This is a genomic window from Suilimivivens aceti (genome assembly GCF_025567405.1).
In the GTDB taxonomy this organism is placed as follows: Bacteria; Bacillota; Clostridia; order Lachnospirales; family Lachnospiraceae; genus Suilimivivens; species Suilimivivens aceti.
The window spans coordinates 231,485-244,173 of record NZ_JAOQKJ010000005.1 but is presented as its reverse complement, the minus strand read 5'-3'; the positions used below and the strand labels follow the sequence as shown (position 1 = coordinate 244,173).

At 45.5% G+C, this 12,689-nt stretch carries 10 protein-coding genes; all 10 read right to left on the bottom strand.

All coding sequences use genetic code 11. From position 1 onward, the window contains the following. Positions 1-4: 4 nt before the first annotated feature. Positions 5-2,155, bottom strand: coding sequence for a hydantoinase/oxoprolinase family protein (locus tag OCV77_RS07750; RefSeq protein ID WP_262574436.1), 2,151 nt, complete (start codon positions 2,153-2,155; stop codon positions 5-7). Positions 2,156-2,315: 160 nt separating this feature from the next. Beyond that, entirely contained in the window at positions 2,316-3,617 is a 1,302-nt protein-coding gene (locus tag OCV77_RS07745) for a Na+/H+ antiporter NhaC family protein (protein WP_262574435.1), read from the bottom strand. 60 nt (positions 3,618-3,677) lie between these two features. Continuing rightward, positions 3,678-4,373 (bottom strand): hypothetical protein, encoded by a 696-nt coding sequence (locus tag OCV77_RS07740; protein ID WP_262574434.1) that lies wholly within the window; start codon positions 4,371-4,373, stop codon positions 3,678-3,680. 13 nt (positions 4,374-4,386) lie between these two features. Next, a complete protein-coding gene (locus OCV77_RS07735; protein ID WP_262574433.1) occupies positions 4,387-5,388 on the bottom strand; it encodes a MarR family transcriptional regulator in 1,002 nt (333 codons plus the stop codon). Between the two features lie 213 nt (positions 5,389-5,601). Beyond that, positions 5,602-6,180, bottom strand: a complete 579-nt coding sequence (locus OCV77_RS07730) for a CAP domain-containing protein (protein ID WP_262574432.1) — start codon at positions 6,178-6,180, stop codon at positions 5,602-5,604. Continuing rightward, a complete protein-coding gene (locus OCV77_RS07725; RefSeq protein ID WP_262574430.1) occupies positions 6,177-6,368 on the bottom strand; it encodes a hypothetical protein in 192 nt (63 codons plus the stop codon). Before OCV77_RS07725 ends, OCV77_RS07730 begins: the two co-directional genes overlap by 4 nt. Before the next feature lies 1 nt (position 6,369). Further along, entirely contained in the window at positions 6,370-8,532 is a 2,163-nt protein-coding gene (locus tag OCV77_RS07720; protein ID WP_262574428.1) for a glycoside hydrolase family 13 protein, read from the bottom strand. A 231-nt stretch (positions 8,533-8,763) separates the two neighbouring features. Further along, complete coding sequence (gene ftsH, locus OCV77_RS07715) at positions 8,764-10,626, bottom strand: ATP-dependent zinc metalloprotease FtsH (RefSeq protein ID WP_262574427.1); 1,863 nt, start codon at positions 10,624-10,626, stop codon at positions 8,764-8,766. A gap of 58 nt (positions 10,627-10,684) precedes the next feature. After that, positions 10,685-11,209 (bottom strand): hypoxanthine phosphoribosyltransferase, encoded by a 525-nt coding sequence (gene hpt / locus OCV77_RS07710; RefSeq protein ID WP_118798569.1) that lies wholly within the window; start codon positions 11,207-11,209, stop codon positions 10,685-10,687. Between the two features lie 15 nt (positions 11,210-11,224). Then, positions 11,225-12,673: a tRNA lysidine(34) synthetase TilS gene (gene tilS / locus OCV77_RS07705; RefSeq protein WP_262574424.1), complete on the bottom strand. Its 1,449-nt coding sequence runs from the start codon at positions 12,671-12,673 to the stop codon at positions 11,225-11,227. Positions 12,674-12,689: the final 16 nt, after the last annotated feature.

Here is a 12,689-nt window from a genome sequence, read left to right as displayed (position 1 = left end):
TTCCTCACGCATCCACTCGTCTGGTTGCCGCCAGAATCAGCGGCTCCATATCCTCATATCCTGCCAGTTCCACATTACCAAGACTTATGATCTGTTCACCTGTCTGCATGCCGGACAGATCGATAATCCTCTTGCCAAGCACAACATATACGTTAGGCAGATTGGTACCGCCATCATTATATTCTGTCAGCTCCTCCAAGATCCATTTCAGATCCTGCTGCCAGCCACCTACCGTAGTCTGCCTTACCAGTGCATTATTTTTCTGAAGTCTGATCACACCTTCCTCATCGATCAGACGCAGCGGCTTCGTTACCTTTTTGATCAGACCAAAAAGCTTTTTCTGTATTCTATCGTACTGGACTGCCATCATGGCGCCATTCCTGGCCTCTATCTGCAGCTTTTCCTTACCTACTCCCAGATTTTCTGCCACGACTCCAAGGCGCTCATCCTCGGACATCTCTTTTTTCATTCTGTCCTTGCTCCGCAGCTCTGTAGCACCCACTGCGATCGCCCTGATGATATTTTTCTGTGTATCTACTTCCACACTGACTTCCACCGTTCCGGGGGCTGCACCGTTCTGGATCGCTTTCTGTTCTGCTTCCCGGCGTACACTGATAATATCCGCATCGGTCGGATTGGCAACACTTCTTTCCACCATATCACGAACCATGGCAAGTGCCACACCGATCGTTGAAATAACCGGTGCATTCTGTGCAATTCGGAATTTATGTCCCATAGTTTCCGCCAGGTGTGGCACTACCGTAGCTGCACCGCCGCCACCACCTACAAAAACGGTATGCTGGGGATCCATGCCATAATCTTTCATAAGCTCTCTGGCAACCTTACCATTCTTCGCTGCTGCAAAAGCCAGTGCTTTCCTTGCTGCTTCCTCTACGCTGCATCCCATATTGTCTGCTAACGGCTTCCATGCCTTTCTGGCTGCTTCCACATTACCGAAGGCATAATCCTCTTCTCTTACATAGCCTGCCAGATTGGCTGCTCCAGCCATCGTCAGTGCAACCTTTACCCCATTTGCGCACTCTATGCAGGCATACTCCGGATCTGTCTCCATCGGCCGTACTGCTACAAGCTTCGGATCCACGATCTTTTCTGCTGGCGTATAAACCTCATATTCCAGTCCTGCAATATGGGCACTTCTTGGTCCCATATCAACGGCCTTTCCGTTTTTAATCTCCACCATACTTCCACCGCCGATTCCGACGGTACGTACATCCAGACTGTTCAGATAGGTTTTATGCCCGCCAACCTCTGCATAACGGATCATAACCTTTCCATCCTTGACACAGGAAATATCCGTAGAGGTTCCTCCTACCTCGAAAAACAGTCCATCTGTCAGCTTTTCATACATAAGTGCCCCTGCAACACCTGCCGCCGGTCCTGACAGAATAGTAAGGATCGGACGGTTCCTCACTTCATCAACAGTCATGACACCGCCATCACAGCGCATAACCATCAGAGGACTTTCAATTCCTGCCGATTTGATGCTTGCATCCGTCATAGTTGCTGCTTCCAGCATCTTCGGCATGATACTTGCATTTACAACTGCAGTTCTTGTCCGGATCTTTAATCCATACAGCTTTGATATATCATTGGTAGCTGTTCCCGGCAGCCCCATTTCTTTACATAATTCTACTGTCCGGTTCTCTCTTGCCGGGTCATCCACACTGAAAGCCTCTGCTGCCACAAAACTTGTACATCCCTGATTTTTCAATGTTTCCAACGCTGTCCTGATTGCCTGGTCTACATTCTGTGAGGATGTATCTACATAATTATTTTCTGAATTCAGGAACTTCCCCGGTGCCAGTTCAATATTTCCTATTGTAGTATCACTGCGGCTCTTTGCTCCCTGGATACCCTGTCCCAGTGTAACAACACCAACCCTTGCCACATCTCCTTCCAGCAGGGCATTGGTAGCCTGCGTTGTTCCATGTGCAATAAATGTCACGTCCTCCGGTTTGATGCTATACTGCTCCATTACCTTATGCAATACTTCTACAATACCTGCAGCAACACCTTCCTTTGCCGTATGGGTTGTCGGCGCTTTCACTGAACCGATCAGCTCATAAGTCTCATTATTAATGGCAACAGCATCTGTAAAAGTTCCCCCGACATCAATACCAATTCTGACCTTCATTCACAAATTTCCTCCTGTTTTATAATCTGTAGATTGACTAAAGACCTCAACCGATGTATCCCTGTATTCACATTAGCTGAGGTCTTTTTTCAATCAGAGGGTGCCAGAATATGACACCCTCATCTCATTTGTCCTCAGATCCTCTTTATCTAAATCTCTCTTAGAAATACTTTACTGCACTGACAACAACACCAACAATGGCGATTGCCCATAAGTAAGGCAGTAACTTTTTGGTAATACCATTTACATCTACTTCTGCAAAGTTAGCAGTCCATACATTCTGTGTATTGGTAGGATCTCCACAGCCCTGGATTCTTTCTGCTGCCAGGAATGCACCCATAACTGCCAAAGGAGAAAGAGTTCCAAGTCCGATTACCAGTGCCGCAATACCGGAACCAAGTCCAAACAGGTTCATGGGACCACGGTACAGTGATAAGGGTGCCAGTAATGAGAAGAAGATAATATAAGCAACCTTGTTAGACGGAACTACTGCCAACAGGAATGGATTCAGTACTTCCTTTACCATAGAGTGTGTCACTGCCAGATAAAGAATACCAATACCGATCATCAGGATAATAGCCGGACCACCATCTGTAATGCCATCATAGCAGGTCTTTACCAGCATATTCATTGCCTTTGAAAAGCTCTTTGAGGTGAAGATCAGGATCCATGCAATACCTACCATAAATGCAGGACATACAGGAACCTTAAACGCAGCTACAAGTACAATGGGGATCAGTGGTGTGATCATTGCCAGCCCGCCTCTGATACCTGTTAACTGCTTTGCCGGCTTGCTTTCTTCAACAGGCGCAGAAAAAGCAAACTTCACACCGTTACGCTTGAACTCAACCATGACAAGAATAATGGTTGCGATTGCTGTTGCGATCAGCATGTACACCTCGAAGCCCTTGATCTGGTCAATTTCCAGTCCGAAGATACTGGAGAATGTCTTCCAGTTCGCAATATTAAAGGTAAGGCCACATGTAAATGCCATCAGGAAAATGCAGGCTGCACTCATTGCCGGAACGCCGACAGAAATGAGGATCGGTAATACGATAGATCCAACCATGATGATAGAACCCAGTCCGCTCAGTGTAGTGAACAGGACTGCACAGGCAACAACCATGATCAGAGTAACAACCAGAGGTCTGTCCCCTCCAAGCTCTGCACTCTTTTTAATGATGTTTTCAGTAACACCGGTCTTGTTCATAAGCTGTCCAAGCCATGCTCCGAAAATGACTGCCATGATCGCACTGCCCATACGGACGGTACCTGCTTCCAGTACTGTCTGAAGCCAGCCGATCTCTACGCCTTCTGCGTCAACCCCGACTGCAGGAACACCTGCAATAATACAGATAATAACTGCCATAAGAGGCAAAGCCAGAAGGGTAGGAATTTTTTTCGTCATCATGAGTGCTGCGATGATGACAAAAATCAGAATGATCAGGAAACCTTGCAACATAATGATCTCTCCTTTTTCTTTTTTATTTTCACTCACTCATTGGCGAGTTGAGTTTCTCGATTACAGGGCATCTATAGCTTCCCTGAATGCTGATGTTACTGCCTGAAGCTGTTTCGCATCAGGCTCTTTTCCCATCACGATAGCACCTATCATGACTGCCTTGCAGCCCGCATCATACAGATGCTTCACCTCGCATGGTTTGATCTTCCTCTGCGTGGGAATCAGACATGGCTTTCCGGATTTTGTTACGATATCACTGTACCGCAAAATATCTGCATAGTTTAAATCTGTTCCATAGTTTTCACCAGGCTGGACTGAACATTCCAGCACATCAATACCTGAGCTCCGAACTGCATCCAGTGTATTCTCTGTATAGGTATAATCAATAGCTACCATTTTCGTCAGCACCTTGCTCTCCATCATATGGCAGGGTAAATGCTGACTGTAGGAGCTGAAAAATCCAAGTCCCATATTTTCCAGTTCCAGTCTTTCCTCCGGTGTGATAAATGCATCTTCACCACCTGGAACCAGTCCAACCGGCACATCCTTGCAAAGTGTGATCAGCTGCTGCAGAAACTCTCTGTTCTCCGCGTAGGTTCCAAAGGTATGACCACTTGCTCTATGCCATACATTGCAGTGAACCTTGACTGCCTGTGCGCCCCCGTCAAGAGCTGCTTTTGCCAGCTCCAGATTGTTGGACGGCAGACTCACAACCAGACTGAATTTGTTACCTTCAATAAGCTCCTTGAATTTCATAAGCTACCTCCTGTTAATGATTAAATAGAATATCTGATCTCAGACGCTGCGCATAACTGTTTGCACATTGCTCTGTCGATTTCTGAAATAAAAACCGGATCTGTGGGATCAGCTTTTCCGGAAGATTTTCTGCAAGCTGCCTCCGGATCGTTTTCTCATCCTCTTTGTCTGAAATATCTGTTCCCGACAGAAAAATAATGTTCAGCGGAAATATCATACACAGAAGCTGCATGATCATCACAAGATTCTTCATTCTGTCAGAACCTGTCTTCTTTCCCTCTGTTTCAGGAACAAGGTCTTCCAGGAAGCTGGTTGCTGTTTCGAAGAAATCACTTCGAATCGGTACAATCATGTTTTCCTGTGTTACATTGATGACTACCCTTTCACCAAGACTGATATGTGCGCCGTTTCGCACCTCACCCTTTTTCTGCTCTGACAATGCCCTGGAAACGTTATAAACCTCTCCATAATCTTCTGTCACAAAAATCTTGTATCTGGAAACCAGTGCTTCCTTCAAAGTAATGCTTGCTGCTGCAGCTCCTGTAGAATACATGATACGGAAATCACTTTCCCTCATATCCTGCTGGAACAGCAGTCCGATCCCTGCCAGCGGCCGTTCCTTTTTATAATAGACATCAACCGCATTTGTAATTTCATCAAACAGTTCATTTCCTGTAAGGCACTGTTCCGACAATTTCTTTCTTTCTATCACCTGCAGTGCCATATCATAGACACTCAGCTCAATACCTTTACGATTTATCTCCAGAACTGCTATTGTTCCGTAATCAGGATTCAGTGTCAGCTCTGTGCGGCTTCGCCCTGCTGTGATCTGGCTTCCACTTTCTATCAGATACCCCTGTTCTATCATTTCTGCCACTAAAGTAGATACCGTACTGGGTGCCAGCTCTGTTTTCTGTGCAATCTCGACACGGGATAGTTTTTTATTATCCAGAACAGTCTGTAATATCACATGCCTGTTTCGTCTCTTAATATCCTTTAATCCACGCTTCTGCATTTTTCATTACCTTTCAGTCTATTAATTCGAATATCGAATTTATTATTTCTGACTCCGAATTAAGTTGTTTTCATGTTAACATCATTCCTCTGATGTTACAATAGATTTTTACATTTTCTACATTTTTTACATTTCATTTCACCTATTTTTGTCTATTATGTACACAAAAAGAGCCCCCGAAGCTTTAACTCCGGAGGCCCTTCTTATGTACGTTTAGAATCCGAATTCCTGTGCCCAGAACCACTGTCCGTTGCTATTTACATGAATAGCAATCGCACCTGACGTGAACTCTGCATCCATAATATTAGCTTTATGGGTAGGAGAATTCATCCATGCTGTAACTGCAGAATCTGCACTTGCATATCCCTTGGCAAGATTCTCACCATACATCAGATTGCTGTTAACGGTCCACCAGTCGGAACCATCAGGTCTGGTGTGTGAGAATGACTGGGATGCTTCTACAGCTCTGACTGAGGATGCCTGCTCAAGACCACTGTTCCATGTAAGTGCGGAAAGTCCGGCTTCCTGTCTCTTCGCATTTACGATATCGAAGGCTGCCTTTGCTGCGGCCTGGGAATCAGCTGTCCCTGTGAGGGCATCTGCAAGACTGACCATCTCAGGTTCAATGTAAACAATTCCGTCAGCGGGAACTCCTGCGTCTCTTGTCGCTGCCTGATCTGTTAATGCGCCATCAGTTCTGCCAGCTACATTGTAGTAAGCAATACTGCCGCCGCCAAGGACAAGCACCAGTGCAAAACAGAGTAATACTTTTTTAAGTTTTGCCGATTTCATAAGATACACTTCCTTCCCCGATCCTCCCGGCAAAACGGGGAGAATCCATACTTTGATACTTCTTCTACTCTAATGATAGCACCTGCTTTTAAAAAAACAAGTACTATTTTACTACTTTTATATTTTTCTTCTATCGGCATCACAGGATCGGCCATTTGCCGTATTTCCGGGTTTTCCGATAATTTCATTCTACTCCTCAAAAGAAAAGAATTTTTTCTTTTTCTGCAAAGGTACCAGATTTTCATATCTGAGTACGATAGCCGATATCGGTGGCATTACCAGATATACCTTGCCACCGGATACCGTATATTCCACCTCTTCTGTACTAAAACCATCTTTCTCCGTAAGCATCAGACACTTCATGGTACTTTCCTTTGGAATGCCAAGATACCATACAGTCAGATCTTTGGACACCTCATGATCATTATTATTCACCACCACGATGGTCTGTGCCTGTCTGTTGAAACGTCCATAGGAGATCAGGTTATAATCTCCGCTCATAATCTTCAAGGAACCTGTCAGCAGCTCCCGGCATGCCTTATGAATCCTGATCATTTCCTTATGAAACCGGATCATTTCCTGATCTTCTTTCCCCCAGGGATAGGTTCTTCTGTTGTCAGGATCGGTAAAGCCACAGACACCGGCTTCATCTCCATAATAAATTGTAGGCGCACCAGGCCATGTCATCTGCATGACAACAGCTTCCCGCATAACAGCCTTATTGGTTCCTTCATTCGCTGCCTGCGGTCCCAGATTATTGGTACGTCCTACTCTCCTGTTTGTTCTTGTCAGAAAACGTGAATGATCATGGTTTGACAGCTCATTCATGGCAATCTGCAGAGATGGTGTCGTGAAATCAGACATATGATGCTTCATGGCTCCGATAAAATTATCCGCATTTCCCAGCATATCTCCGCGGAAATCATCACTGTGCTTCTGCATTCCCGTAAGGAACCAGGTCACAGGCTCCATAAAGGCATCATAGTTCATAACCGTATCCCATTCCTTGCCATTCAGCCATGCCCTCGGACTTCCGTAATGCTCTGCCAGTACGATTGCCTCCGGATTGGCCTCTCTTACCGCCCTGCGGAAGTCCTTCCAGAACCTGTGATTGGTTTCCAGACTGTAGCCAAGATCTGCTGCCACATCCAGCCTCCATCCATCTGCGTTGTAAGGAGGTGCTACCCACTTGGCCGCAATACGGAGAATGTAAGCATATAACTCCCTGGAATCCTCATAATTCAGCTTTGGCAGTGTATCATGCCCCCACCAGCCGTCATAACTGCCATTATAGGGCCATGCATTGTCATTATGGAATTTGAAGTAACTATGATAGGGACTTTCCTTTTCAATATAGGCACCCTTTTCATAACCTTCGGCATTCTCGTAAATGCGCTCTCTATCCATCCATTTATTAAAGGAACCGCAATGATTGAACACACCATCCAGAATAACCCTTATGCCGCGCTTATGTGCTTCTGCCACCAGCTCTGCAAACAGGGCATTACTTGCTTCCAGATTAGCCTTATTCGTCACCCGGTCAATATAACGGGATGCGAAACGGTTCTCCCTCTGATCGTGGGAAAGAAGCTCTCCCTCATCACTGACGATCCTGCCAAAATGGGGATCAATATAGTCATAATCCTGAATATCGTATTTGTGGTTGGACGGGGACACAAACAGGGGATTGAAATAAATAACATCAACACCCAGATCCTGCAGATAATCCATCTTGTCAAGAACACCCTGCAGATCACCGCCATAAAATTCACGGACGCCCATGGCTGCCGGATATTTCTCCCAGTCATCCACCTTCACTGTCTTGTCACCGATATACTGATATTCCCCGGTGAGTACATCATTGGCAGGATCTCCGTTATAAAACCGGTCTACATAGATCTGATACATAACAGCACCCTTGGCCCACTCCGGTGTCTTAAACCCGGGAATGATACGGAACTGATACTCTGGCCGCACTTCCTTCACTACACCTCTCGTATCATAAAAGCAGTTCAGCTTGCCGGCTTCTACAATGAAATAATAGGAAAACTCTGTATTCTCCAGTTCCATTTCACAGGAAAAGTATTCAAAATATTCATCCTTGGATTCCCGCATCATCAGATGCCTTGCTTCTCCATGTACAAGAAAGATTCGGTCTACATTATTTACCGCTGTCCGGAAACGGATCATTACATGTGAATATGGCTCCGGTTCTGCCGGAGTCACATAATCTTCTGTCGTATCGCTGAACAGTGCCTTCTTGTTGAAAACAGGTCTCATCCCATTAATATACTGCGTTTCATACTGCGTTTCATACTCCGCCTTTCTCAGGCGGTTTATATCCAAAAACATACCTGGCTGCTCCCTTCAAAATCCACTTCTTATTTTATCCGAAATAGCCTCTTTTATCAATATAAAGTAAAAAGAACAGTACGTGTACTGTTCTTTTTAGAGAAGGTATTTCTTTCTTATGGGGTATAGCAAAAACTATATAATGTATTGGGGGGGTTACAAGTAGTATAATAGCATAGCCCCCATTTTGTGTAAATTCCTACAATTCACAAATATTACAAATTCGCACCATCATTTTTGTGCACTTTCACCAATTTCATGGTTTTCGAAAAAGCTTTCCGGATCATTCTCCTTCTGGTCAAACAATGCCTCAAACTCTTCCCTGCCAATCTTTTCCTTAACGATCAACAGTTCTGCACAGTGATGCAGTACATCCATGTGTGCCAATATAATATCCTTTGCCTTCTTATAGCAGTCATCAATAATGGCCTTTACTTCTCTGTCAATTTCTCCCGAGATCAGTTCACTGTGATTCTTTGCATGAGCCAGATCTCTTCCGATGAATACCTCATCATCATCGCTGTTATAATTGATTACGCCAATATTCTCAGACATACCATACCTGGTCACCATATCTCTGGCTGCAGAGGTCGCCTTCTTGATATCACTGGAAGCGCCTGTAGTAATATCACCGAAAATAATCTCCTCTGCAATACGTCCTCCAAGAGACACCATAATATCCTGCAGAAGCTGCCCCTTTGTGATAAACATCTCATCCTTCTCCGGCAGCGGCATGGTATAACCCGCTGCACCATTACCGGTTGGAATGATAGAAACCGTATAGACAGGTCCCACATCCGGCAGTACATGAAACAGGATCGCATGACCTGCCTCATGATAAGCAGTGATCTTCTTTTCCTTGTCTGAAATCACCCGGCTCTTCTTCTCTGCGCCAATTCCTACTTTAATGAAAGCCCGTTTGATATCATCCTGGATGATAAAAGCCCTTTCTTCCTTGGCTGCCATAATGGACGCCTCATTCAGAAGATTCTCCAGATCCGCACCGGTAAATCCGGCTGTCGTCTGTGCCACCTGCTTCAGGTCTACATCCTCTGCAAGAGGTCTGTTCTTGGCATGTACCATCAGAATCTCTTCCCTGCCTCCGACATCCGGTCTGTTCACACTGATCTTCCGGTCAAAACGTCCCGGTCTTAAAATGGCAGGATCCAGGATATCTACACGGTTGGTTGCTGCCAGCACAATGATCCCTTCATTCACGCCAAAGCCATCCATCTCTACAAGCAGCTGATTCAATGTCTGTTCTCTTTCATCATGACCGCCACCCATACCAGTTCCACGACGTCTTGCAACCGCATCGATCTCATCGATAAAAATAATACAGGGAGCGTGCCTCTTAGCTTCTTCAAACAAATCACGGACTCTGGATGCACCAACACCAACAAACATTTCCACAAAATCAGATCCCGATATGCTGAAAAAGGGAACTCCTGCTTCTCCCGCAATTGCTTTGGCAAGCAGGGTCTTACCTGTACCGGGTGCTCCTTCAAGCAGTACACCCTTGGGGATCCTGGCACCAACCCTGGTAAACTTACCCGGATTCTTCAAAAACTCTATGATCTCCTCCAGATCCTCCTTCTCTTCCTTCAGACCCGCCACATCCTGCAATGTCGTCTTATTGTCACCAAGAGAAAGTCTGGCCCGGCTCTTTCCGAAATTCATCATCTTGCTGTTTCCGCCGCCTGCATTCTGATTATTCATCATCACAAAGAAGAACACCATAACGATCACGGCAAGGAGCACCGGGAATACACTGTTCAGGAACCAGTTTTCTTCCCGCACCTTTTCTACAGCCGGATCAATCTTATATGATTCCAGCAGAGCTTCGATCTCATTTACATCTGTTACATAAAGGGTTCTCTGTTCACCGTTTGCCAGTACGATCTCTACTTCACCTGTCGGTGTTTCACGGTTTGGCAGGATTGTTGCCGAAATTACTTCATCTGCCTTCAGGCTGGTTACCAGTTCCCCTTTGGTATACTCGCTTTGCTTCACATTCAGCATACTGGTCCAGAGAACCAGGAGCAGAAGTCCGATCACGAGTACAAAATAAATTCTGATACCTCGGTTTTTCATAACTGTCTTACTTTCCTATTCTGTCATTTACTGCATTATTTCTTTTAAAGCACTCTTCTCAATCGAAGCTGATCACTCCGATGTAGGGAAGATTACGATATCTCTGATCATAATCAAGACCGTAGCCAACTACAAACTCATCCGGAATTTCAAATCCTGTATAATCTACCGGCACATCAATGACTCTTCTGTCCGGCTTGTCAAGAAGTGTACAGAGTTTTAAGCTTGCAGGTCCTCTGTCCTTCAGCATTTCCATAAGATAGCTTAAGGTTCTTCCAGAATCTACAATATCCTCAATCACAAGAACATCCTTCCCCTTGATCGGCTCATCCAGATCCTTGATGATCTTGACCACACCACTTGACTTAGTCTCACTTCCATAGCTGGATACAGACATGAAATCAAGGGAAACCGGTACAGTGATCCTCTTTGCCAGCTCACACAGGAAAAAGCTTCCTCCCTTTAATACACAGATAAGATGTACCTGCTTTCCTGCATAATCCCTGCTGATCTGCTCTCCGATCGCCTGGATCCTGTCATCCACTTCCTTTTCTGATAATAGTACCTTTACATGTTCAGCCATTTCCTGACTCCTTTCTTACGCTTCCGTCTTCTTTATGCTGATCTGCATGATATTCCGGGTTTTCTCTGTCACCTTATAATATTCGCTGATCCGATATCCGGGAACCCACATGATATGGGCGCCGTCTGCAAGTACATAAAAAGAATCCCTTTCCTGTCTTGGGATTTTTTCATTAACGAAATAATCCTGAAGGGACTTGTGCGCCATGCTGCTGTTGATCGTAAGATAATCTCCACGCTCCCTTACCCGCAGCAGAACAGATGTTGTTATTTTATCATAATCAAACCATTTCGTATATCTCTTTTCCGGAATATTTCCAGTTTTTTCACAGGAAAACACTGTAACTTCCACCTCTCCAAGACCATCTGCCTGATAAATCCCATCCCCCTTGATCACTACAGGCTTCTTTCTCTGCTTCTTCTGTTTACCTCTTACAAGCATACCCATCCTGTAATTTTTATAAACCGTAATTTCATATGGAAGATTCAATTCACCGTTTTTTTCTGAAAGGAAAAGTCGTTCTATGCCCTCCAGGTGTGCCGCCGTAATGTCTTTTCTCTGACCGGCCAGTCTCTCCACAAACAGATGCAGGATACGGCCTCTCAGATATGGATCTTCTTTTATGAAAGCATCCAGATCCAGACGGATCTGCTTCTCACTGCCAGCCGGTTCTTTCTCCTGGCATTCTGCTGCCACGTTTCCGGCAGGCAGCACACATCTCTCTGCCGCTTCTTCCGTCTGTTTCCCCAGATAAATCTCTGCCAGGCGGAGATTCTCTGCCGTCTGGTTCATATGTGCCACAGCACTTCTGCAGATCTCATCTTCCGCATAGGGCAGAATATGATGGCGGATCCTGTTTCTTGCGTAGTGATCCTCCTGATTGGTACTGTCCGTGTAGTAACGGATCTTCTCATTTTTCAGATAAGCCTCAATCTCCTGCCTGTCAAGGCAGAGAAGCGGCCGTATGATCCTCCCGTTTACCGCCGGGATCCCGCAGAGTCCCGCCAATCCTGTTCCCCGGAAAAGATGGAACAGCATGGTTTCGGCTCTGTCATTCCGGTTATGGGCAACTGCGATCTTCCACTTTGCCTCCTCTGTCTGGTGCCTTGTGCCCTCCAGTATAAGTATCTCCCTGAAAAAAGCATACCGGATCTGCCTGCCTGCTTCCTCCTCAGAAAGGGATGCTTCCCTTGCGTAGCCTGCCATATCTGCCTCTTTCAGATAGAATGGGATCCCCCTGTTTTCACATAATTCATGCACGTAGGCTGCCTCCATGGCAGCTTCCTTCCGCAGTCCATGGTTTACATGGGCAACTGCCAGATGAAACGGCACCTTCTCCCGGATAGCAAGTAGCATAAAAAGGAGGCAGACAGAATCTGCGCCCCCTGAAACCCCTGTTACAACCACATCGCCAGAAGCTATCATATGATATTGTTCACAATAATCCAGAACTTTATTGACCATATATTTACTATAGCTG